Here is a 23387-nt window from a genome sequence, read left to right on the forward strand (position 1 = left end):
TGCGGGACCTAGGGGCGATCCAGGGATGAAGAAAAGTCAGAAGTTGTTCGGCGCCAGCCTGCTGGCGCTGGCGATCAGCGGGTGTGCCGTGACCAGTGAGCCGATTGAGCGCAGCGTCAGCGAGCAACGGGCCAGAACCGATCTGCAAAGCATGTACAAGGATCAGGAACCGCTGCGCGGCCCGTTGACCCTGCATCAGGCGATGGCCCGCGCGGTGAAATACAACCTCGAAGGCCGCTTGAAAATCATGGAGGAAGCGCTGGCCAAGCGGCAGCTCGACCTCGCCAGTTTCGACATGCTGCCGCGTATGGCACTGGACGCCGGGTACGTCGGGCGTAACAACGTCAACGCCTCCAGCAGCCAGAGCGTACGTACCGGCACCCAGTCGCTGGAACCGTCGACCTCGCAGGATCGCGACCGTGATGTCGCCGACCTGACCATGGTCTGGAACGTCCTCGATTTCGGGGTCAGCTACATCAGTGCCAAGCAGCAGGGCGACCAGCGTCTGATCGTGCAGGAACGTCGACGCAAGGTGATCAACACCATCGTTCAGGACGTGCGCTCGGCCTATTGGCGAGCGATGGCCGCCGAACGTCTGCTCAAGCAGATCGACAGCCTGATGGCGCGGGTGCAAACCGCGCGAGACAACAGCCAGACCCTGAGCGATCAACGCATTGGCGATCCGGTGCAATCGCTGGGTTATCAGCGTTCGCTGATCGAAGCGACGCGGCAACTGGAAGAACAGCGCCGTGCCTTGTCGCTGGCGAAAACCGAACTGGCGACCCTGATCAACCTGCCGCTGGGCACCCACCTGACACTGGCCACCGATGACGGTTACCAGATCCCCGAACTCAAGGTCGATCTGGCGAAACTCGAACAGGAGGCTCTGACCAGCCGTCCGGAGCTGCGCGAGCAGGACTACCAGACGCGCATCAGCGCCGCCGAAACCCGCAAAGCCATGTTGCGTTTGCTGCCGGGCCTGGAGTTTTCGGCTGGCGGGCATTACGACAGCAACTCGTTTCTCGTTGAACAGGGCTGGGCGGATTACGGCGTCAAAGTCACCTGGAACCTGTTCAACGTGATCTCCGCGCCGGCCGCGATCAACGTCGCCAAGGCCGGTGAAGAAGTCGCCACCGCACGGCGTCAGGCGATGTCGATTGCCGTGCTGGCGCAGCTCTATGTGGCCAACGCCAACTATCAAGAAGCTCTGCGTCAGTTCAAGACCAACCAGCAACTGTCCGACATCGACGGGCAAATCGTCGGTCAGTTGCGTAACCGCCATCAGGCTGCCGGGATCGGCGAACTTGAGTTGATTCAAGGGGAGCTGAACAACCTGCAGGCGGATCTGCGTCGCGATCTGTCGTACGCCGATCTGCGCAATGCTTACGGGCAGATCTTCGCCAGTGCCGGCCTCGATCCGTTGCCGGATCAGGTGCAATCCACCGAAGTGCAATCGATCGCTACCGCACTGGCCAGTCGCGAGTCGGCCTGGGCGTCGGGCGACATTTCGGTGCCTGTGGTGGCCCATGCTCCGGCCCAGTGACGTGCTGGCGCCGAGCGCCAGCATCGTTCGCACGCAACGCGAAGCCCGTAACGGCCATCGCGGCGCGGCGATCCTGCTGACCGGTTTGCCGGCGGCGGGCAAATCGACGCTCGCCCAGGCATTGCATGCGCAACTATTTGGGCGTGGTGTGCAGAGCGTGGTACTCGACGGCGATGGTTTGCGTGTCGGCCTCAACCGTGACCTCGGTTTCACCGACAGTGACCGGCGGGAAAACATTCGCCGTGCCAGCGAACTGGCGGCGTTGCTGGTGGAAAACGGCCAGATCGTGATTCTGGCGATGATCGCGCCGCTGGCAGAGCTGCGCGAAGTCTTTGCTGCACGCCTGGGTGAGGACTATCGCGAAGTCTGGTGCAACGCCGCGCTGGCCGTCTGCGAGCAACGCGATCCTAAGGGGCATTACGCACGGGCGCGGCGCGGCGATCTGCCGGGGTTCACCGGTGTTTCGGCGCCTTACGAGCCGCCAGCCGAAGCGGCGCTGGTTCTCGACACCGGCGCACTGTCGGTCGAGGCTTGCCTTGACCGGTTGTTGACCTGGCTCGGCGAGTCTGCGGTATTGCCCAAGGCATGAACCGCCCAGCGTTCTCACGCCTGCCGGTGATGCTGGATCTGCCGCTGTTGTTGCAGGCGCTGGCCGCGATTGACGAGGCGGCGTGGCGCAGCCACTTCAACACCGGGTATTTCGCCGGGGACTGGAGTGGCGTGGCGCTGATTTCGGCGGCTGATGCGCTGACCGAGCTGTCACCCGGAAGCGCTGCACCGATGCACCGCGCCCCGTGGTTACGTGACGCGCGCTGGCAACAAGGGCTGCGCGATCTCGCGCTGGATATCGTCAGCGCGCGCCTGCTGCGCCTGGGCGCCGGCGCGCGGATTCACGAACATCGCGACTACGATCTCGACGGCGCGGACGCCGACCTGCGCCTGCACATTCCGTTGCTCAGCCCGCCTGCCGTGGACTTCTGGCTCGACGACCAGCGTGTGCCCATGACGGCAGGAGAATGCTGGTTTCTCGATCTGGCGCGGCCACATCGGGTCGACAATCGCGACACGTCGCCACGCATTCATCTGGTGCTCGACTGCCGTCCCGGCCCCGGCCTGCTGCAACTGATTGCCGAAGGATTACCGAGCACCCCCGCAGCTGAGTCGGCGGACACCCCGTTGCAACGCTTTCAGCGGCTGGTGGCAAGCGATGTGGCGCTGGCCGCGACCTTGCAGGCGTTGCTCGATCCTGAGGTTTTCATCCGCCGAACCCTGGCACTGGCCGCCGAACGCGGATTGCTGTTTTCCGAGGAAGAACTGCGCGCGGCGATGCGCGTCGGGCGCCGGCAATGGAACGCGCAATGGAGCGCCTGAATCTCGACGGCTGGTTGCCCATCCGTATTGCCAAGACTGCCGGGCAATGGCGGGTCGATTGGTGCTGGTTTGGCGCGACACCGTTGCATCAGCCGTTTTTTCGCGATGCCGTCGACGCGGCGCTGCGCCTGCCGTTCAATCAGGCTTTTGCCCGACAGACGCCACTGGCAACGCTGGCCGAGTGGCAGGCCCAAAGCCCCGGCCTGGCGCCGAGCGCGTTTATTCTGCACGCCTCGCGCTGTGGTTCGACGCTGATCAGCCAGATGCTGGCGCGCCTCGACGATCACATCGTGGTGTCGGAACCGCCGCCGCTGGACACTTTGCTACGCAGTGACCTTGCGGCGGCAGAGCGCCGCGCTGCGATTGGCGGTTTGCTCTCGGCTTACGGGCAACGACGCGGTGGTCACGAACAACATCTGGTGATCAAGCTCGACGCCTGGAACGTCGGTGAATGGCCGCTGTTGCGCGAGTGCTTCCCTGATACGCCATGGCTGTTTGTCTATCGCGATCCGCTGGAAATCGCCGTTTCTCACCTGCGCCGTCCGGGCATGCACATGGTGCCGGGAATGCTCGGCGAGTGTGTGCTGGATGATGGTTTGCCGTTTGCCGGGCGTGAGGATTTCATTGCCCGGCGCCTGGGGCGGTTGCTTGAGGCCGCTTTAGTGCATTGCCGTGACTCGGTTGGGCTGCCAGTGAATTACTCTGAGTTGCCTGAAGCGATGGCGGGGCGGTTGTCACGGTTTTTCCATTTGAGCGACGAGCAATGCCAGCGAGCATTGGCGGCAACCTCGCAACATGCCAAGCAACCTGCTCAGGACTTCGTGCCCGATGCCGAGGACAAGCGCCGCGAAGCCTCGGCGCTGTTACGGGAACGAGTGCAACACTTCGCGCAGGCTCCCTACGAGGCCCTGGAAAAATGGCGTGCTGCGCTCAGGGCTTCGCCGACAGATCAGCCATGCCCTTGAGCAATTCGATCGGCAGCGGAAAGACAATCGTCGAACTCTTGTCGCCGGCAATCGAACTCAAGGTCTGCATGTAACGAAGCTGCATGGCACCAGGCTGGCGGCCCAACATTTCCGCCGCTTGCATGAGTTTTTCCGAGGCCTGCAATTCGCCTTCGGCGTGAATCACTTTGGCCCGTCGTTCGCGCTCGGCTTCGGCCTGTCGGGCGATGGCTCGGACCATCGACTCGTTGAGGTCGACATGCTTGATCTCGACGTTGGCAACCTTGATACCCCAGGCATCGGTCTGCGCGTCGAGCACTTGCTGGATGTCGATGTTCAACTGCTCGCGCTCGGCCAGCAGCTCGTCCAGTTCATGTTTGCCGAGCACCGCGCGCAGCGTGGTCTGGGCCAGTTGGCTCGTGGCCGACAAAAAGTCTTCGACCTGGATGATCGCTTTCTGCGGATCGAGCACACGGAAATACAGCACCGCGTTGACCTTGACCGAGACGTTGTCGCGGGTGATCACGTCCTGCGGTGGTACGTCGAGGACGATGGTGCGCAGGTCGACCCGGACCATTTGCTGCACCACTGGAATCAGCAGGATCAGCCCCGGGCCTTTGACCTGCCAGAACCGTCCGAGCTGGAACACCACGCCGCGTTCGTATTCGCGCAGGATGCGGAACGTTGAGCCAGCGAGGGCGATCACCAATAAGAGCAGCGCAACAAAACCGATTTGCAGACCCATGATCACTCTCCGAGTGGCGCCGCGTCAGCCGCGGCCACTTGCAACAACAATCCCTTGCGACCCACCACGCGCACGGTTTGTCCGCTGTGCAGCGGTGTGGCGCTGAGCACCTGCCAGCGTTCTCCCTGCAATTGCACCCAACCGTTGCGCGCATCGCCCGGTTGTACCGTGGTGATCGCGGTCACGCTGCCGAGCAGTCCGGCGTCGCCACTGACCGCGTGGCGCGGGCGAGTCTTCAGCGCTCGAATCAACAGCGCGACCAGCAGCAGGGCGCTGATCAGACCGAGGCCAATCATCATTGGCACCGGCAATTCGGCGTTACTCAAAATCAGCGCGCCAATCACGAACATGACAATCCCGCCGAGGCCGATCACCCCGTAATTGGGCAGCGCGGCCTCGGCAATCAGAAACGTGATGCCCAAAGTGATCAGCCACAGACCGAGCGGGCTCATCGCCGGCAACGGCGTGTCTGCGGCGAGGGCGGATCCGCTCAGCAGCAGTAGCAAGGCAGACGCACAACATCGGCTGTTCACGTGACCCTCCGCGAGCGTCATGGCTGGTTCTTTCAGTCTAGTTGAGGGTTGCGCTGGATGAATTTTGATCAATGTGCGCAGGTGTCCGGTGAGCGGATTTCCTTTCGCACGCGGCCTGCCGAACTAGACTCAAAGACACAGGAACCAACGTTCAGCGCAACACCGAGGTGCATCATGCGCATGGCTAGAAAAGTGCAAAGCAGCCTGACCCGGGCGCATTGCGACTACGACATCGTTGCCCATCCGCACTCGTCCAGCAGTCTGGAAACCGCCCGCGTGTCCGGGGTTCCGGCCGAGCGGGTGGCAAAATCGGTGATCCTCGACGATCACCACGGGCACTACCTGATGGCGGTGTTGCCTGCCAGCCGTCACCTGGACTTGAGCAAAGTGCGCAGCAGTGGCGAATGGCAGATCACTCGCGAAAGCAACCTGGCGCACATCTTCGACGACTGCGAACGCGGCGCGGTGCCGCCGCTGGGTGATTCCTACGGGCTGGACATGGTCATCGACCCGCTGCTGACCCGCCAGCAAGACATCTATCTGGAGGCCGGCAACCATCACAACCTGCTGCACATGGGCATGCCGGAGTTTCTGAAAATGGTGCCGCATGCCGAGGTGCGAGAGTTGAGTCACTAAAATCGCGACGCAGCCACTGACGCTTTCGCGAGCAAGCCCGCTCCCACAGGTTGAACGCATTCCCCTGTGGGAGCGGGCTTGCTCGCGAATGATCTTTCACACACAGATTTCTTGAAGGAGATCAGCAATGGAACAACCCACTCACAGCCTTCCCTCCCTGTTCAAACAACTCGGCCTGGACAACGACCCGGTCAGCATTGATCAGTTCATTGCCACCCATTCCCCGTTGAAACCTGAACTGCATTTGGCGGACGCGTTTTTCTGGACGAAGAGCCAATCGCAGTTTTTACGGGACGAGATTCTCGATGATGCCGATTGGGCGGAGGTGGTGGATCAGTTGAATTTGTTGATGCGGAAAGGGCGTTCAGGCTAATCAACTTCTACCCGCTGTCATTTAGCTGGAGTTGCCAGTTGTAGGTGATCGAAAAATAGACCAAAATCAAGACCTAAATTGAGGTCTTTTATTATGCAGAGTGTTTTGGCCGATATGGCTGTCAGTGTTTCCGAACTAAAGAAAAACCCATCCGCCGTTCTAAGCGGCGCTCATGGCGGTGCTGTGGCCGTTCTCAATCACAACCGCGTCATGGGTTACATGGTGCCTGCCGATGTTTACGAAGCAATGATGGAGAGGCTTGATGATCTAGAGCTTGCTGAAATCGTTCGCGCCCGCAGCCATGAGACGCCAATTTCGGTAAGCCTGGATGACCTATAAGCTCGAATTTCTGCCGTCTGCTCATAAAGAGTGGAATAAGTTGGGTCATACGCTTCGAGAACAATTCAAAAAGAAGCTTGGTGAGAGGTTGAAGCTGCCACGGGTCTCTGCCGATGCGCTGCATGGAATGCCTGACTGTTACAAAATCAAGCTTAAGGCTTCCGGTTATCGCCTGGTTTATCAGGTGATTGATGAACGGGTTGTTGTCTCTGTGGTTGCAGTGGGCAAACGTGAGCGCAGTGGTGTTTACGAGAATGCGAAAAAGCGTTGAGTAGCCACTGAGCGAAATTCCTTTCCCCCGAATCAGTTCAATTGTTTCAAAACTTGACTGAATTTCCCCTCCAATGCGATATTGATAGTTAGCAAACTAACAGTGTGCATTGTCCCGTGCCCGATTCCCTCGACGCTCTCCAGATGAACATCAGCAGTGCCATGGTGGTGGCCGCCAGGCATTGGCGGAAGATCTGCCAGACCACGCTGGTCAACTATGGAATTTCCGAAGCCTGCGCCGTGCCGTTGTTGATGATCGGGCGGCTGGGCGAGGGTGTGCGCCAAGTGCAGGTGGCGCAGGCGGCGGGGATGGAGTCGCCGTCGCTGGTGCGCCTGCTCGATCAGCTGTGCCATTCGGGCTACGTCTGCCGTACCGAAGACGCGCAGGATCGCCGCGCCAAGTGCCTGAGCCTGACCGACAGCGGTCGTGAGCTGGTGCAAGCGGTCGAAGTCGAACTGGTGCGCCTGCGTCACGAAGTGCTCGAAGGCATCGATCAAAGTGATCTGGAGGCTACGCTTCGGGTACTGCGCGCTTTTGAGGCGGCGAGTCCGCCAGTGGTGGTCAATTCTTGAACGGTTTTTTCTCCGGTATTCCGCCGGCCCGGGACTGGTTCTACGGGGTCCGAACCTTTGCGGCGTCGATGATCGCGCTGTACATCGCCCTGCTCATGCAAATGCCGCGTCCGTATTGGGCGATGGCCACGGTGTACATCGTCTCCAGCCCGTTCCTCGGGCCGACCAGCTCCAAAGCCTTGTACCGCGCCATCGGCACCTTTCTCGGTGCGGCGGCGGCGGTTTTTTTCGTGCCGATGTTCGTGCAGAGCCCTTATGTTTTGGTGGTGGTCATCGCGCTGTGGACGGGGATTCTGTTGTTCCTGTCATTGCATTTGCGGACAGCCAACAGCTACGCGCTGATGCTCGCCGGCTACACCTTGCCGCTGATTGCCCTGCCGGTGGTGGATAACCCGCTGGCGGTGTGGGACGTCGCGGAAGCGCGTACCGAAGAGATCTTCCTCGGCATCGCCGTCGCCGCTGTGGTGGGTGCGATGTTCTGGCCGCGTCGTCTGGCGCCCGTGTTCAACGATGCCGTGAGCAAGTGGTTCGCCGACGCGACAACCTACAGCCTGAAATTCCTCAGCCGCGACGTGCAGCCCGAAGAAGTCACGGCGCTGCGCATGGCCATGGTCGCCAGCTTCAACAGCCTCGAATTGATGATCGGCCAGTTGCCCCACGAAGGCTCGCGGCCGCAAACCGTGCGCAACACCAAAGAACTGCGCGGGCGCATGATCCATCTGCTGCCGGTGATCGATGCGCTGGAAGACTCGCTCTACGCGCTCGAACGGCGTACGCCAGAGTTGGTGGAGAAATTCGCGCCGCTGCTGGCCGCGACCCGCGAATGGCTCGGGCACAAGGATGCCGATCTCGACCGCTGGCAAGCCTTGAAAGATCAGCTCGAGGCCCTGCAACCAAGCGCCGAAGCGCTGGAAGATCGCAAGCAGTTGCTGTTCTCCAACTCGATTTATCGCCTCGGCGAATTCATCGATCTGTGGCAGGACTGCCGCAGCCTGCAGGATGCGATTCTCTGCGAACGCCAGGACAGTTGGCGCGCGGTATACCGGCACTGGCGACTCGGGCGTCTGACGCCGTTTATCGACCGTGGCCTGATGCTGTATTCGGTGGTCTCGACGATTTTGGCCATCATCGTCGCCTCGACGCTGTGGATTTTGCTGGGCTGGCCTGACGGCGGCAGCGCGGTGATTCTGGCAGCGGTGGCGTGCAGTTTCTTCGCCTCGATGGACGACCCGGCGCCGCAGATCTACCGGTTCTTTTTCTGGACCGGGATGTCGGTGCTGTTCGCCAGCCTTTATCTGTTTTTGATCCTGCCGAACCTGCATGACTTTCCGATGCTGGTGCTGGCGTTTTCGATTCCGTTCATTTGTGTCGGCACTCTGACGGTGCAGCCGCGTTTCTACCTCGGCATGCTGCTGACGCTGGTCAACACCTCGTCGTTCATCAGCATTCAGGGCGCTTACGACGCGGACTTCTTTGCTTTTGTGAACTCCAACCTTGCCGGTCCGATGGGTTTGTTGTTCGCGTTTATCTGGACTTTGATCGCCCGTCCGTTCGGCGTCGAACTGGCGGCCAAACGTCTGACCCGTTTCAGTTGGAAGGACATCGTGCACATGACCGAGCCGGCCAACTTGGCCGAACACCGGCAACTGGGCGTGCAGTTGCTCGACCGTTTGATGCAGCACCTGCCACGGCTGGCGATGACGGGGCAGGACACCGGCATCGCCATGCGTGAAGTGCGTGTCGGGCTGAATCTGCTCGACTTGCTCGCCTACACCCCGCGAGTGACCGGCGCGCCGAACGTTTTGTTGCAGCAAGTGGTCAGTGAAGTCGGCGAGTATTTCCGCGCCTGCCTCAAGGCCGGCGAACGCTTGCCGGCGCCGGCCGCATTGCTGATGACCATGGATCGCACCCGTCGCGCACTCAATGGCCACGGCGACGATGAAACCCGTCTAAACCTGTTGCACGCCTTGAGCGGTTTGCGTCTGGCGTTGCTGCCCGGCGTTGAATTCGTTTCCAGCGCCGAGCCCGAAGAACCGCTGCCCGATGGAGCGCCCCTATGATCGGTGATCTGGACATCAGCGGCATTTTCCTGCCGACCCTGCTGGTGTTGATGGGCATCACTTATGTGCTGTTTTTGTTGGTGCATGCCGTGCTGACGCGCGTGCACTTTTACCGTCTGGTCTGGCACCGGGCATTGTTCAACGTGGCCCTCTACGCGGTACTGCTGTACGGCGTGGACTCACTCAGTCGATACCTGATGACATGAAAAAACCGTTTTTGACCCTCGGTCGCGTGGTACTGACCCTGCTGATCGTGACTTTTGCCGTTGTCCTCGTCTGGCGCATGGTGATGTATTACATGTTCGCGCCGTGGACCCGTGACGGCCACATTCGCGCCGACATCATCCAGATCGCCCCGGACGTGTCCGGTTTGATCCAGCAGGTGGAAGTGAAAGACAACCAGTTGATCAAGCGTGGTCAGGTGTTGTTCAGTATCGACCAGGACCGCTTCAAACTGGCCCTGCGTCAGGCCAAGGCAGCCGTCGCCGACCGCGAAGAAACCCTCGCCCAAGCGCAGCGTGAAGCCAAGCGTAACCGTGGCCTCGGCAACCTCGTGCCGGCCGAGCAACTGGAAGAAAGCCAATCGAAAGTCGCCCGCGCGCAATCGGCACTGGCCGAAGCGTTGGTGACCGTGGACAGCGCCCAGCTCAACCTCGACCGCTCGGTGATCCGCAGTCCGGTCGACGGTTACGTCAACGACCGTGCGCCGCGCCCGCAGGAATTCGTCACCGCCGGACGTCCGGTGTTGTCGGTGGTCGACAGTAACTCGTTTCACATCGACGGTTATTTCGAAGAAACCAAACTCGACGGTATTCATGTCGGCCAATCGGTGGATATCCGCGTGATCGGCGACAAAGCCAAGCTGCGCGGGCATGTCGAAAGCATCGTTGCCGGTATCGAAGACCGCGACCGCACCAGCGGCAGCAACCTGCTGCCGAACGTCAACCCGGCGTTCAGCTGGGTGCGGCTGGCGCAGCGGATTCCGGTGCGGATCGCCTTTGATGACGTGCCGGAAGACTTCCGCATGATCGCCGGGCGTACGGCCACGGTGTCGATCATCGACGATCAGCCAGTCGACAAGCGCAAGCAGGAGCCCGGGCAATGAACAGGGCGCTGATGATCGCCGGGTTGGGCGTGATGCTCTCGGCCTGTCAGATGGTCGGGCCGGATTATCACGTGCCCGAAGACGCTGCGGTCCAGCGCAAAGACTTTCAGGGCGAGTTGGCGGTGGACGGCAAACCGGTGGTGTCGGCGCCCGTGCCGGCCGACTGGTGGCGGTTGTACAAGGACCCGCGTCTGGATCAACTGGTGCAGCAGGCCATGGCCTCCAACACCGATCTGCGCGTTGCGGCGGCTAACTTGCAACGCGCCCGTGCTCAGGTCGATGAGGCCGAGGCAGCCGGTGGCTGGAGCGCTGGCGTGAAAATGGGCGCACAGCGCTTGCAGGAATCCGGTCAGGCATTTTTGCTGCCGGAAAAAGTGCCGGTTGCCAACGTCGGCGATATTGGCATCAGCGCTTCGTATCAGTTTGACCTGTGGGGCACGCTGCAGCGCGGGATCGAAGGCGCGAAGGCCAATGCCGACGCGACTCAGGCTGCCGCCGACACCGCACGCATCACGCTGGTGGCGGACGTGGTTCGTGCCTATACGCAAGTCTGCGCGGCCAACGAAGAACGGGAAATTGCTCAGCACTCCCTCGATCTGCAATCGCAAGGCACTACGCTGATCCAGCGTTTGCGTGACGCCGGACGGGGCGATGAAACCCAGGTCACCCGTTCGCAAACCCAATTCAAATCCCTGCGCGCCGACTTGCCGCGCTACGAAGCGGCGCGTCAGGCCGGTTTGTTCCGCCTGTCGATGTTGCTGGCCAAACCGGTCGATCAGTTGCCTGCCGGCACTGCAACCTGCGCCGAACTGCCGAAAATCGCCCAATTGGTGCCGGTTGGCGATGGCGCCGCGCTGCTCAAGCGCCGCCCGGATATTCGTCAGGCTGAACGACGTCTGGCGGCTTCGACCGCCGGCATCGGCGTCGCCACCGGCGAGCTGTACCCGGACATCAGCATCGGCGCGACTATCGGCACCGTCGGCATCATCGACGACCTCGGTGATCCGTCGACCAATCGCTGGGGCTTCGGCCCGTCGCTGAGCTGGAAAGTCCCGACCAATGGCGCTCGTGCGCGCATTCGCGAAGCAGAAGCGGCGACACAGGGTGCACTGGCGCATTTCGATGGCGTAGTGCTCAACGCCATTCGCGAAACCCAGACCGGCCTGGCCCAATACTCGGCGTTACTGCAACGTCGCGATGCGCTGGCCGAAGCCGAACAGTCGGCGAAACTCGCCGCAGACCAGACTCACCGCTTCTTCCAGGCCGGCCGCGAGTCGTTCCTCGCCGACCTGCAAGCGACGCGAACCTACACCGACGTCACCGCGCAACTGGCCGCCGCCAATACGCAAGTTGCGATGAGCCAGATCGATTTGTTCCTTGCCCTCGGCGGCGGTTGGGAAAGCGGACGAACGCAAGCTTCAAGCGCGAGCAAACCCTGACGCCGTAGCTATGCTTTGAAGTGTTGGAAGGGTGCCTCGAGCAACGCACTCTTTCAGCGCACATTGCTAGCGCTGGTCTAGGGGAAACCAATAATGAAAAACCCTTACGCTCTCGGCTTCTGGTGCGCCCTCGCAGCGCTGGTGCTGCTCTCGGCCACCTATTTCTACGGCATCATGCTGGCCCACCAGATCGACAAGGCGATGGTGTTCCTCGACAGTGCGACGGCGCTGATCGCGGTGATGGCCATCGTCGTCGTAGCCTGGGCCTCGGTTCAGGTGCAGCGGGTCAAGAAACGACAACTTGAACAGGGTAAAACCCTGGTGCTGATCTGGGACACCAAAGTCGCCCTGCGTCGGGTCGAAACCGTGTTCGACCGGTATTTCTGGGGCAGTTACTGGCAGCCCGGGCGCACCTTCGCCGAAGTCATGGGCGAACTCACCGGCACGCCGCTGGAAAAAAGCCTTGAAGCGCTGAAGAAGCAGTGTCTGGAACTCGACAAGCAGATCGCCGACGAGGGCTGGCACTGGCTGAACAATGCCCGCGAACTCTCGGACGTCGCCACGGCCATGGCCCGCGAGCGTTATCAGCTGGATTTCTGCGACCCGCGCGCCGACGGGCCGGGCGGGGCGGTGATTGATCGGGATTTTGAAGTGCTGGTCTACACGTGGACCGCGCGGCTGAAAAGCTTTGATCATCAACTGGATGAGATCGAGCTTCAGTATTCCTGAGCGGCGTCGTTCTCTCTGGCCCCTTCGCGAGCAAGCCCGCTCCCACAGGTTGAGCGCATTCCTCCTGTAGCAGCGGGCTTGCTCGCGAAGGCGACGGCGAAAATTGCGAAACTCTTCCAGCCAGTCGACTGTCCACACTCCCCATAGACACTCTTTCACCTTTAATCATTGGGCCGCCCCGCGCGGCCAGTGCTAATCTCCACCGCTGAATTCAGCGGAGTCGAGCCGCGACCCGGTCACGGGTTCAGGGAAGACGACCCCACTCACAGCCACGGAAATCGATCAGGTCATTCATGAATAAATCAGCAGGCGTGCTTCTCGGAATTGTAGTTGCCATCGGCGCGATCAGCGCAGGCGGGGCCTGGTACACCGGGACCAAGATCGAAGGCGTACTGAACAACGCCGTCACCAACGCCAACAAAGAGCTGCAGACCGCGATGGCCGGCTCCAACGGCACTGCGTCGCTGGAACTGGTGTCGCTGGAGCGTCACACCTTCACCAGCACCGCGCACTATCGCCTCAAGGGCGAAGGCGAAATGTTCGGCGACAAGCCGGTCGAGCTGCTGTTCGTCGACCACATCGAGCACGGTCCGCTGCCGTTCTCGCGTCTGGTTTCGCTGAAATGGCTGCCGGTCATGGCCACCAGCAATTACGAGCTGGAAAAGAGTCCGGCCACCGAAAAATGGTTCGCCGCCACCAAAGGCGCAGCACCGCTCAAAGGCGTGACCAATATCGGCTATGACGAATCCACCACCAGCACCGTCGATCTGCTGCCGCTGGAAACCGCACTGGATGACCAGTCGAGCCTGAAATTCTCCGGCCTGACCATGAATATTTCCGCCAGCGCTCAGGCACAGAAGGTCAAGGCTGACGGCTACATGGACAGTCTGAAACTGGTCACCGTCGCTGAAGATCAGGCACCGGTTCAGGTCGAGCTCAACGGTCTGACCCTGGCCAGCAACCTCGCCAAAAGCAGTTACGGCTACTACACCGGCGAAAACACCCTGGAGCTGACCAACAGCAAAACCACCTTCGGCACCAAGCAGTCGGTACTTGGCGTGAAGAACTTCGAAATGAAGAACCTCACCGAAGAGAGCGGCAGCAATGCTTCCGGTCGTGCTGACTACAAGGTTGGCGAAGTGACACTCAACGACAAGAAGATCGGCTCGGCGAACATGGCCATGAGCCTGAAAAATCTCGACATTCCGTCGACGATGTCGCTGATGCAAATTTACCAGACCAAGTTGCAGCCCTACGAAAAAGCCGCCGCAGAAGCGGCCGAAGCAGGCTTGCCGGCGCCGGAACTGAACCTGACTGACGCTGAGAATGCGCAAGTCAAAGCCGATCTGCAGAAACTGCTGGCGGCCGGCCCGCAAGTAGCGCTGGAGAACCTGTCGTTCAATACCGCCAACGGCGAAAGCCGCGCCAGCCTGGTCATTGATCTGACCAAACCGCAGTCGATGGACTTGCCGCCGGACCAACTGGGCAAACAACTGGTCGCGCTGCTCGACCTGAATATCCAGGTGTCCAAGCCAATGCTGGTCGACCTGCTCAGTGTGCAGGCGCAACTCGATGGCCAGACCGATGCCAAAGCCATCGTCGATCAGTCCAAAGAGGCTGCCGACATGTTCGCGGGCATGGCGGTCGGTTCGCAGTTAGCCGTAGTGGACGGCACCAACGTGGTGACCAAGCTGCATTACGCCGCCAATCAGGTGGAATTCAACGGCCAGAAAATGACCGTCGAGCAGTTCGTCGGCTTCCTGATGAGCAAATTCGCCGGCGTCACGCAAGTGCAGTAATACTGCGTTCTAAATAACAACGCCCGGCCTCTGCATTGCGCAGACGTCGGGCGTTTTGCTGTCTGGCGCATGGGTTTTTGCGGTGTTTCAGCCCAGGCTTTGTTACGAATCTGAACAATTATTGTGTTCTGAATATTGGTCTACGCTTGCATGCAAGACTGCCTGACTAAGCTTGGCTGAGCCTTGTTGGCTCAGTCTCCGTTACGAATGGGCAAGGAGGGCATTGCGACCCGGCTGGCCATGTAAGGATGCTGACGAATGCCGCGTATTGATGTCCCTGTATTGCATCGTGGTTTACGCCCTTTGTTTCGCTTCGCGCTGTGCAGCCAATTGCTTTGGCCGGCACTGGCGTTTGCCGACACACCCTACGATCAGATGGTGCGAGATGCCCGTGCCGGGCAAACCACGCCTGCGTTGAATGTGCTGCGGCAGGTGCCGCCGGGCCAGTCGACCACCGGGCAGATCAGCGATCACCTGCAAATCGCCAGTTGGGCCGGACTCGATGCCGAAGTGGTGCAGGTCTATGAAACCCAGGGCCGCGACCGCGTGTTGCCGGTACAGGCACTGACTGCCACCGCCCGCGCTTATCGCAACCTCAAGCGTTGGGATCAGGCCACTCAGGTCTACAACAAGGCTCTGGCTCTGGAACCGGACAACGCCGACCTGCAACTCGGCCTCGCGCTGACCCAGGCCGACGCCGGCAAACCGGACGAGGCCGTGACCCGCGCCAAGGCCTTGGTCGCGGCCAAACCCGATGATCCTTCGCGCCGACTTGCGCTGGGCTACGCGCTGACCCGCGCCGGCAAGCAATACGATGCGCTGTTCGAATACGATCAGGCGTTCAAACGTGCCGGCAGCAAACCGGAAGTTGCCCGCGAATACGTGGTCGCCCTGCAAAAGGCGCGTCTGCCGGAACCGGCGATACGCTTGGCCAATCAACGTCCCGGCCTGATTGATCCGGTCACCCTGCGCCGTCTCGAAGGCGATCTGGCCGCCGAACGCGTGCGCCTCGCCGAACTGGCCACCCGCAGCGAAAAAGAACGCTACGTCATCGCCGACCGTGCGCTGGCCGATTACGACAAACTGCTCGCCACCTGGACTCCGGATGCCAGCGCCAGGGACGACGTGACGCGTTGGCGCATCGACCGCATGGGCGCACTCAAGGCGCGCGCACGTACCGCCGACGTCATCAGCGAATACCAGAAGCTGCAAGCCGAAGGTGTGAAAATTCCGACCTACGCACTGCGTTGGGTCGCGGCGTCCTACCTCGATCAGCGTGAGCCGGAAATCGCTTCCGATCTCTATCGCCAGGTACTGTCCGCCCCGGACGCTGATGTCGGCGACCGTCTCGAAGACACCACGGCGTTGTACTACGCGCTGCTGGAAAGCGACCGGGCCGACGAGGCACGCAAAGTCGCCGAAGATCTGGCCAAATCCCAGCGCCCGCGCATCGAACTCAAGGGCCTGCCCATCGGCAACCCCAACGATGAGTGGATGGACGCCCAGCAACTCGCAGCGCAGGCCGGCACTTACAGCTCCGACCTGCCACACGGCGAAGAACGCTTGCAGACGTTGGTCGATCAGGCTCCGGGCAACATCGGCTTGCGGCTCGCTCAGGCCGATCTGTACCTGGCCCGTCAATGGCCGCGCCGCGCAGAAAACCAGCTCAAGGAAACCGAGAGCATGACGCCGCGCGACATGGGCCTGGAGGTCGCTCAGGCGCGTACCGCGATGACGCTGCAGGAATGGCGGCAGATGGATGCGCTGACCGACGACGTCGTCGCGCGCTTTCCTGACAATCGCCAGGTTCAACGCGCGGCCCGCGAGCGTGAAGTTCACGACATGTCCGAACTGCGCGTCGAAGCCTACGGCGGCAAGGCCAACGGTGGCGGCAGCAGCGGCGCCGGAGCGGTTAGCGGCAGCCGTGATTACGGTATTCAGACCACGCTTTACAGCCCGCCGATTGATGAAGACTGGCGCGTCTTTGCCGGTGCCGGTTACGCCACGGGCGACTTTGCCGAAGGCACCGGCAACCATCGCTTCCAGCGTGTTGGCCTGGAGCGGCGCACCCGCGACATGACCCTCGAAGCCGAAGTCTCCAACCACTCCTACGGGTACGGCGACAAGCAGGGTGCGCGTCTGGCGATTGCCCGCGACATCAATGACAACTGGCAATACGGCGGCAGCCTCGAATACCTGTCGGCGGAAACCCCGTTGCGCGCGCTCAACAGTGACATCAAGGCCAACGGCGGCAGCGGTTTCATTCGCTGGCGCGCCAACGAAAGCCGCGAGTGGCGGCTGTCGGTCAGCCCATCGCATTTCAGCGACGGCAACAATCGCGTCGAAGCTTTGCTCACCGGTCGCGAGGGCGTTTACAGCGCGCCGAACGTGCAGGTCGATGCCGGTCTGGAAGTCGGCACCAGCCATAACTCCAAGTCCGATGACGTGCCGTACTTCAACCCCAAATCCGACTTCAGCGTCATGCCGCTGGTCAACGTCAATCACGTGCTCTACCACCGTTACGAAACTTCCTGGAGCCAGCAATTCCAGGCGGGTGCCGGTACCTACAGCCAGCGTGATCACGGCACGGGCGGCATGGCGTTGCTCGGTTACGGCCAGCGTTACGCCTGGAACGACGTGTTCGAAGTGGGCGGTCTGTTCAGTGTGATCAACCGGCCCTACGACGGTGATCGGGAGACCGATCTGCGTCTGCTCGTCGACCTCACTTTCCGCTTCTAGAAGAGTTTGAAGATGCCTTTGATTTCGCGTTTCATCCTTCTGCTGGGAGTGCTGCTGGTCAGCGCCTGCGCCCAGCAAGCTCCGGCCTTCGCACCGCCGTCCGAGCGCCCGGTGGCGGCCAGTGAGAAACCATGGCCGAAAAATCACGTGCTGGGCATCGCCTACCACGACGTCGAAGACCGCGATCCCGATCAGGCGGTGGTGGCGGTGCGCACCGAGCGCATGATCGAGCAACTGGCCTGGCTGCGTGAAAACGGCTACAAACCGGTCACGGTCGACCAGATCATGGCCGCGCGCAAGGGTGGCCCGGAGCTGCCCGCGAAAGCGATCCTGCTGAGCTTCGACGACGGTTATGCAAGCTTCTACACCCGAGTATTACCGGTGTTGCGCGCCTATAACTGGCACGCGCTGCTGGCGCCGGTCGGTACCTGGATCGACACGCCCCTGAATCAACCGGTGGACTTCGCCGGCGCCCCGCGTGCCCGTTCCGACTTTCTGACCTGGGATCAGGTACGCGAGATTTCGCAATCCGGGCTGGTGGAAATCGCCGCCCACACCGACGCCAACCACAAAGGCATCCTCGCCAACCCGCAGGGCAACATGCAGCCTGCGGCCGCGACCCGGCGTTACGATCCAGTGACCAAGCGCTACGAATCCGAGGCCGATTTCCAGGCGCGGATTCGCACCGACGTGAACAATATTTCGGAAAAAATCCGTAAGGTCACCGGTAAAAAGCCACGCGTCTGGGTCTGGCCGTACGGCACGGCGGACGGTACTTCGCTGACCGTTGTCGGCGAGGAAGGCTACGAAATGGCCCTGACCCTCGACGACGGTCTCGATGCCCTCGACAACCTGATGAGCAGCCCGCGCTTCCTCGTCGCCTCCGACCCTGACGGCGAGCACTTCGCCAACAGCGTGGTTGCGGTGCAGTCCGATTTCGCCATGCGCGTGGTGCATGTCGATCTGGACAACGTCTACGATCCGGACCCGGCGCAGCAGGACATCAACCTTGGCAAACTGGTGCAGCGCATGGCGGACATGGGCGCCAACACGGTGTTCCTGCAAGCCTTCGCCGATCCGAAAGGCGATGGTCTGGTGCACTCGCTGTACTTCCCCAACCGCCACTTGCCGGTGCGTGCGGACATCTTTGACCGGGTCGCCTGGCAGTTGCGTACCCGCGCTCACGTGAAAGTCTTTGCGTGGATGCCGGTGCTGAGTTTCGGCCTCGACTCGAAGCTGCCACGCGTTACCCGCTGGGACCCGAAGACCGGCACCACGTCGGTCGATCCGGACCAGTACAAACGCCTGTCGCCCTTCGATCCGGAAGTACGGCGGATCATCGGTGAAATCTACGAAGACGTGGCACGCCTGACGTCAGTCGACGGCATTCTTTATCACGACGACGCGGTGCTCTCGGACTTCGAAGACGCCAGCCCCGAAGCCTTGAAAACCTACGCTGCCCACGGTTTACCGGGATCGATTGCCGCGCTGCGAGATGACCCCGCAGCGATGCAGCGCTGGACGCGTTTCAAGAGCAAATACCTCATCGATTTCACCAACGAGCTGACTGCCAAAGTCCGTGCGATTCGCGGCCCGCAGGTGCTGACAGCGCGCAACATCTTCGCCGAGCCAATGCTCAATCCCGAAAGCGAAGCGTGGTTCGCACAGAACCTCGATGACTTCCTCGTGACCTACGACTGGACGGCGCCGATGGCGATGCCGCTGATGGAAAAACAGACCCAGGCGCAATCCGGCCCGTGGCTGGAGGCGTTGGTGGCCACGGTCAGGAAACGCCCCGGCGCGCTGGATCGCACCGTGTTTGAACTGCAGGCGCGGGACTGGACGAAAAAGGATCAGGCCGACATCGATGGCGCGCATCTGGCGGACTGGATGGGTCGCCTCAAGCGTCAGGGCGCGACCAGCTTCGGCTACTACCCGGACAACTTCCTCGACAACCTGCCGGACCTGAAAACCGTAAGGCCTGCGCTCTCCAACAAATGGAATCCATAACATGCTGGATAGACTGTTAGCCCTGCTTGTTCTGGCGATTGTCCTCGGCGTTCCGCTGGGGCTGATCTTCCTGGTGACCGGGCAGTTCCTGATGGACTTCGTGTTCTTCTACCCGCTGTTCATGTCCGGGTTGTGGATTGCCGGTGGCCTGTATTTCTGGCTGCACTGGGAGCGCCACTGGCCGTGGAAGGACGATACGTTGCCGCCGCCGCTGGAAGGCGAACCGCTGATCTCGATCCTGATCCCTTGCTACAACGAAGGCGAAAACGCCGCCGACACGATCCACGCGGCGCTGGCCCAGCATTACCCGAACATCGAAGTTATCGCGATCAACGACGGCTCCAAGGACAACACCGCCGAAGTGCTCGACCGGCTGGCCAAGGAAGATCCGCGCCTGCGCGTGCTGCACCTGGCGGAAAACCAGGGCAAGGCCGTGGCGCTGCGCATGGGCGCCATCGCCGCGCGCAGTGAGTATCTGGTGTGCATCGACGGTGATGCGCTGCTGGCGCCGAACACCGCTGCCTATCTGGTGGCACCGATGCTCGACAACGCCCGATTGGGTGCGGTGACCGGCAACCCACGGATTCGCACGCGTTCGACGCTGGTCGGGAGGGTGCAGGTCGGCGAGTTCTCGTCGATCATCGGCTTGATCAAACGTACGCAACGCGTGTTCGGACGGATCTTCACCGTCTCCGGGGTCATCGTCGCGTTCCGTCGTACGGCGCTGAACCGGGTTGGCTACTGGAGCCCGGACATGATCACTGAAGACATCGACATTAGCTGGAAGCTGCAACTCGATCACTGGAGCATCTTTTACGAGCCGCGCGCGCTGTGCTGGATTCTGATGCCGGAAACCCTCGGCGGATTGTGGAAGCAGCGGCTGCGCTGGGCGCAGGGCGGCGCCGAAGTGCTGTTCAAGAACATTCGCGGGATCTGGCAGTACCGCCACCGTTACCTGTGGCCGCTGCTGTTCGAATACTGCCTGTCGACCGGTTGGGCCTTCACCTTCCTGTTGTCGGTGATTTTCTGGGGTGTCGGCAAGTTCGTGGTCATGCCGGAAGCGATTGCGGTGGATCACCTGATGCCGCCGGCGTTTACCGGTCTGCTGCTGGCCTTCGTCTGTCTGGTGCAGTTTGCCGTCAGCATTGTCATTGATCGCCGCTACGAACCGGGGCTGGGCAGGACCATGTTCTGGGTGGTCTGGTATCCGTTGGTGTTCTGGTTGATCAGCCTGCTGACCACGCTGGTCAGTTTCCCCAAAGTGCTGTTCGGCCAACATCAGAAACGTGCGCGTTGGGTCAGCCCTGACCGGGGCATCAAGCCGATCGGGGACGACGAAGAGGAGGTCATCAAATGAAAATCATCCGGACCCGCCAACGGCCATTTCTGGTTGTGGTCGATGTGTTTCTCACGGTGCTGGCGTGGATTGGCCTGCTGTTTCTGCTGGTGCGCGGGCTCTGGCCGCTGATCGAAACCCATGCCGGCGGGCCGCGCATCGACAACTCGGCGTTCGAAGCGCTGGGTACCTTGCAGATTTACCTGTGGGTGGCGTTGGTCAACGCGGTGATCCTGATTTCCTGGGCGCGTTATCAACAACGCAAAAGCAGAAGCTTCGCCCAGCGGCGTTTGCCTTCGCCGGTGATCGACGACGAAGGGCTGAGCAAGAGTTTCAAACTGTGTGATGACCGTTTGCAAAAGCTGCGCACACCTGGGGTGATGACCATTCACAACGATCAGGAAGGCGACATCAGTCATGTGGTGACGCATTTCTGGCCGGTGCAGCAGGAACAGTTGCCGCCACCGCTGGCGCCCATCGAGCACCCACGGGTGATCTTTCTCCACGCCGAGGATGACGATAACCGCGAGCCGGTCAATCGGCCGACCTGACTTCGCGAATCAGCCGCCACGCCTCTTCCATCGGCAGCGGCTGTTTCATTCGTTCGGCCAGCAGCGCCATCGCGCGCTCTTCTTCGCAGGCCACGGCGGCGACCAGAATGCCGTTTCTGCCGAACAGACCGATGAAGGGCGGTTGCTCGGGGTCGCCGAGAAATTCCGAATCATCCCAATGCTCGGCGTGGCCGAGGTAGTCGTAATTCTTGCCGAAATGCCAGGTCCAGAAGTACGGCACATCGAGATAGTGTTCCTCGCCCCCAAGCATGTTCGCCGCCGCGATCCGTGCGTGCTGCTGGGCCAGGCGCCAGTGTTCGATGCGCTGGGGCTGGCCGTTCAGCGGGAACGTGGCGATGTCGCCAATCGCCCACAGACCTTCGGTCACGCGCATGCCGTCATCGACACTTATTGACTGGTCTTGCTCACGGGGTAATGAGGTAAACGCCTCGGTGGCCGGGTGTACGCCGATGCCTGCCAGCACCAGATCGGCTGAAAGACGCAAACCATTGTCCAGCAACACCGCCTCGACCTTGCCGTCACCGATGATTTCTGTGGCCTCATGATTGTTAATGAACTTCACGCCATGGGCTTCGTGCAGAGCGCGGATTGCCTTGCCCACCGCTTCGCCGAACTGAGCCACGAAAGGAATCGCGTGGCGCGCGATGACGGTCACGTCGAGGCCGAACTGGCGTAGTGCAGAGGCGCATTCGAGGGCGATGAAGCTGTCGCCGATGATCACGGCGCGTTGATCGGGCCTGGCAGCGTTGATGATCTGTTCGGCCTGGGCTTTGGAGCGCAGGACGAAAACTTGCGCCAGGTTCGCACCGGGCAGTTCCAGTGCATTGGGCGTAGCACCGGTGGCCAGCACGGCTGCGCTGTAATTGAGCGTCCGGCCGTCTTTTAGATGCAGGGTTTTGCTTTCGACGTCGAGCGCGACGACTTCGCCTGCGACCCGATTGATGTGTTGTTCGCGGTAAAAGGCGTCATCGCGCAACGCAGGGGTTTGCGCTGGCGGCATCTCACCGGCGAGCACGAATTTGCTCAACACCGTGCGGTCGTAACCGGCAGTTTCACGGTCGATCAGCACAATACGGCCGCCGAAGCCCTTTTCACGCAGAGCCGCCGCACACGCAGTTCCCGCCGCGCCCGAGCCAACGATTACGAACGTGCGCGAGTCATCGGCGGGCGGCGTGTGTGGGTGGGGCAACGGTTGATCGTCTACCCAGACCTCGTCGCCACGCAGCTCCAGTGGATAGCGCTTGAGGCTGTCGAGGGCCGGCGGTTCGCATAACGCGCCGTCCTCGATGCGGAACGCCGCCTTGTGCCAGGGGCAGATCAGGCGTCCGTGGCACAACGCGCCGTCAGCCAGCGGCGCACCGGCATGAGGGCATTCGCCCTGGAAGGCGCGTAATTGCCCGGCCGTGCGCAGCAAAACAATCTTGCACTCGCCTATTTTGACTTCCAGGCCACGGTCTTCAGGAACATCTGCGAAACGGGCGACACGGTGCAGGGACATGTTCGGCTTCCTCGCGGGCATTTCTCTTACGAGTTTGGGCGACAGTGCGAGGTTCAGCCATTTGCTACTGCCACGGCACGAACGGTACGGCTATAGTTTGCAGGCCGACGACGGCCCCACTGCACAAGGTGCTCCCGGAATGACCCGATTGACCTCTCTTAACCCTTGGCTGGCGGCCGTTGCCGTTGCCCTTTGCGTGCAGTTTCCGGCGCAGGCAGCCCAGGAGCGCTTCACCCTCGATATCCCCGGTGTCTCGGACAATCGCCTGTTCACCTCGGCGGCGGCCAGCGATGCGGCAGGTTGCGGCGGCAAGAACCAGTCGCCGGCATTAAGCTGGAACGCCGGGCCTGCCGGCACCCTGAGCTACGCGATCGTCATGCACGACCCGGACGGCCAGAAAGGTCTGGGCGTCGATCACTGGATTCATTACGGCATCAAAGCCACGACTCACCAGATCGCGGCGGGTGTCGGCGCCAAATCTGCGCTCGAGGGCGTCGGCGGCACCAACAGCAAGGGCAACACTCATTACATGGGACCGTGCCCTCCGGTGGGCGACAGCGCGCACCACTACATCATCCAGATTTACGCGCTGGATCTGACGCCGGACGCCTTGCCTGCCGGTCTGACCCGCGCCGAGCTGATGGAAAAAATCAAAGGCCATGTGCTGCGCAACAGCAGTGTGGTGCGGCGTTATCACCGCTGAAAATTTTTTTAGCGGCGCTTAACCCGAACTGAATGGGCTGGCCGTCTCAGTGGATGAATGATCACTTTCA

At 61.3% G+C, this 23387-nt stretch carries 23 protein-coding genes; 20 read left to right on the forward strand and 3 right to left on the reverse strand.

Annotation, left to right across the window (positions count from 1 at the left end; genetic code table 11):
• Positions 1 to 25 precede the first annotated feature (25 nt).
• From F2P67_RS04595 to F2P67_RS04610, 4 genes are read left to right on the forward strand one after another with little or no spacing between them, the layout of a single operon-like run.
• Positions 26 to 1543: a TolC family protein gene (locus F2P67_RS04595; protein WP_166217911.1), complete on the forward strand. Its 1518-nt coding sequence runs from the start codon at positions 26 to 28 to the stop codon at positions 1541 to 1543.
• Entirely contained in the window at positions 1527 to 2132 is a 606-nt protein-coding gene (cysC, locus tag F2P67_RS04600; RefSeq protein WP_166217914.1) for an adenylyl-sulfate kinase, read from the forward strand. Before F2P67_RS04595 ends, cysC begins: the two co-directional genes overlap by 17 nt.
• Positions 2129 to 2914 (forward strand): aspartyl/asparaginyl beta-hydroxylase domain-containing protein, encoded by a 786-nt coding sequence (locus F2P67_RS04605; protein ID WP_166217916.1) that lies wholly within the window; start codon positions 2129 to 2131, stop codon positions 2912 to 2914. Before cysC ends, F2P67_RS04605 begins: the two co-directional genes overlap by 4 nt.
• Positions 2902 to 3879 carry a sulfotransferase family protein gene (locus F2P67_RS04610; protein WP_166217919.1) on the forward strand — a complete coding sequence of 326 codons (978 nt, stop codon included), beginning with the start codon at positions 2902 to 2904 and terminating at the stop codon, positions 3877 to 3879. The genes F2P67_RS04605 and F2P67_RS04610 overlap by 13 nt, the downstream gene beginning before the upstream one ends.
• Here the strand turns inward: F2P67_RS04610 and F2P67_RS04615 are convergent.
• Positions 3845 to 4603 carry a slipin family protein gene (locus tag F2P67_RS04615; RefSeq protein ID WP_166217921.1) on the reverse strand — a complete coding sequence of 253 codons (759 nt, stop codon included), beginning with the start codon at positions 4601 to 4603 and terminating at the stop codon, positions 3845 to 3847. The two genes, F2P67_RS04610 and F2P67_RS04615, sit on opposite strands and share 35 nt — an antisense overlap.
• Before the next feature lie 2 nt (positions 4604 to 4605).
• Positions 4606 to 5136 carry an NfeD family protein gene (locus F2P67_RS04620; RefSeq protein ID WP_166217923.1) on the reverse strand — a complete coding sequence of 177 codons (531 nt, stop codon included), beginning with the start codon at positions 5134 to 5136 and terminating at the stop codon, positions 4606 to 4608.
• Positions 5137 to 5310: 174 nt separating this feature from the next.
• Here F2P67_RS04620 and F2P67_RS04625 point away from each other — a divergent pair, with 174 nt between their 5' ends.
• The 15 genes from F2P67_RS04625 (at position 5311) to pgaD (ending at position 21095) form a co-directional block, all read left to right on the forward strand.
• Positions 5311 to 5772: an aminoacyl-tRNA deacylase gene (locus tag F2P67_RS04625; protein ID WP_166217926.1), complete on the forward strand. Its 462-nt coding sequence runs from the start codon at positions 5311 to 5313 to the stop codon at positions 5770 to 5772.
• Between the two features lie 127 nt (positions 5773 to 5899).
• Positions 5900 to 6145 (forward strand): DUF2789 domain-containing protein, encoded by a 246-nt coding sequence (locus F2P67_RS04630; protein ID WP_166217928.1) that lies wholly within the window; start codon positions 5900 to 5902, stop codon positions 6143 to 6145.
• Positions 6146 to 6238: 93 nt separating this feature from the next.
• A complete protein-coding gene (locus F2P67_RS04635) occupies positions 6239 to 6484 on the forward strand; it encodes a type II toxin-antitoxin system Phd/YefM family antitoxin (protein ID WP_095122322.1) in 246 nt (81 codons plus the stop codon).
• Positions 6474 to 6755 carry a type II toxin-antitoxin system RelE family toxin gene (locus tag F2P67_RS04640; protein ID WP_166217931.1) on the forward strand — a complete coding sequence of 94 codons (282 nt, stop codon included), beginning with the start codon at positions 6474 to 6476 and terminating at the stop codon, positions 6753 to 6755. Before F2P67_RS04635 ends, F2P67_RS04640 begins: the two co-directional genes overlap by 11 nt.
• 143 nt (positions 6756 to 6898) lie before the next feature.
• A complete protein-coding gene (locus tag F2P67_RS04645) occupies positions 6899 to 7327 on the forward strand; it encodes a MarR family winged helix-turn-helix transcriptional regulator (RefSeq protein ID WP_166217933.1) in 429 nt (142 codons plus the stop codon).
• Positions 7324 to 9387 carry an FUSC family protein gene (locus tag F2P67_RS04650; protein WP_166217935.1) on the forward strand — a complete coding sequence of 688 codons (2064 nt, stop codon included), beginning with the start codon at positions 7324 to 7326 and terminating at the stop codon, positions 9385 to 9387. The genes F2P67_RS04645 and F2P67_RS04650 overlap by 4 nt, the downstream gene beginning before the upstream one ends.
• Positions 9384 to 9593 (forward strand): DUF1656 domain-containing protein, encoded by a 210-nt coding sequence (locus F2P67_RS04655; protein ID WP_007917703.1) that lies wholly within the window; start codon positions 9384 to 9386, stop codon positions 9591 to 9593. Before F2P67_RS04650 ends, F2P67_RS04655 begins: the two co-directional genes overlap by 4 nt.
• Positions 9590 to 10492, forward strand: coding sequence for an efflux RND transporter periplasmic adaptor subunit (locus F2P67_RS04660; RefSeq protein WP_166217938.1), 903 nt, complete (start codon positions 9590 to 9592; stop codon positions 10490 to 10492). The genes F2P67_RS04655 and F2P67_RS04660 overlap by 4 nt, the downstream gene beginning before the upstream one ends.
• A complete protein-coding gene (locus F2P67_RS04665; RefSeq protein ID WP_166217940.1) occupies positions 10489 to 11931 on the forward strand; it encodes an efflux transporter outer membrane subunit in 1443 nt (480 codons plus the stop codon). The genes F2P67_RS04660 and F2P67_RS04665 overlap by 4 nt, the downstream gene beginning before the upstream one ends.
• 93 nt (positions 11932 to 12024) lie before the next feature.
• Entirely contained in the window at positions 12025 to 12660 is a 636-nt protein-coding gene (locus F2P67_RS04670) for an NADH:ubiquinone oxidoreductase subunit N (protein WP_166217943.1), read from the forward strand.
• 293 nt (positions 12661 to 12953) lie between these two features.
• Positions 12954 to 14459: a YdgA family protein gene (locus F2P67_RS04675; RefSeq protein WP_166217945.1), complete on the forward strand. Its 1506-nt coding sequence runs from the start codon at positions 12954 to 12956 to the stop codon at positions 14457 to 14459.
• A gap of 258 nt (positions 14460 to 14717) precedes the next feature.
• Entirely contained in the window at positions 14718 to 17198 is a 2481-nt protein-coding gene (pgaA, locus tag F2P67_RS04680) for a poly-beta-1,6 N-acetyl-D-glucosamine export porin PgaA (RefSeq protein ID WP_166217947.1), read from the forward strand.
• A 12-nt stretch (positions 17199 to 17210) separates the two neighbouring features.
• The gene (pgaB, locus tag F2P67_RS04685) at positions 17211 to 19208 is read left to right on the forward strand and encodes a poly-beta-1,6-N-acetyl-D-glucosamine N-deacetylase PgaB (RefSeq protein ID WP_166217949.1); all 1998 of its coding nucleotides are present in this window, start codon (positions 17211 to 17213) and stop codon (positions 19206 to 19208) included.
• A 1-nt stretch (position 19209) separates the two neighbouring features.
• Positions 19210 to 20565, forward strand: coding sequence for a poly-beta-1,6-N-acetyl-D-glucosamine synthase (gene pgaC, locus F2P67_RS04690; RefSeq protein WP_166217952.1), 1356 nt, complete (start codon positions 19210 to 19212; stop codon positions 20563 to 20565).
• A complete protein-coding gene (gene pgaD, locus F2P67_RS04695; protein WP_166217954.1) occupies positions 20562 to 21095 on the forward strand; it encodes a poly-beta-1,6-N-acetyl-D-glucosamine biosynthesis protein PgaD in 534 nt (177 codons plus the stop codon). Before pgaC ends, pgaD begins: the two co-directional genes overlap by 4 nt.
• On the opposite strand, the gene F2P67_RS04700 is transcribed toward pgaD, so the two are convergent.
• A complete protein-coding gene (locus F2P67_RS04700; protein ID WP_166217956.1) occupies positions 21079 to 22614 on the reverse strand; it encodes an FAD-dependent oxidoreductase in 1536 nt (511 codons plus the stop codon). The genes pgaD and F2P67_RS04700 overlap by 17 nt on opposite strands.
• Before the next feature lie 139 nt (positions 22615 to 22753).
• Here F2P67_RS04700 and F2P67_RS04705 point away from each other — a divergent pair, with 139 nt between their 5' ends.
• Positions 22754 to 23317 carry a YbhB/YbcL family Raf kinase inhibitor-like protein gene (locus F2P67_RS04705; RefSeq protein WP_166217959.1) on the forward strand — a complete coding sequence of 188 codons (564 nt, stop codon included), beginning with the start codon at positions 22754 to 22756 and terminating at the stop codon, positions 23315 to 23317.
• Positions 23318 to 23387 lie beyond the last annotated feature (70 nt).

The sequence above is a fragment of the Pseudomonas atagonensis genome, from assembly GCF_011369485.1.
GTDB classification, from domain to species: Bacteria; Pseudomonadota; Gammaproteobacteria; order Pseudomonadales; family Pseudomonadaceae; genus Aquipseudomonas; species Aquipseudomonas atagonensis.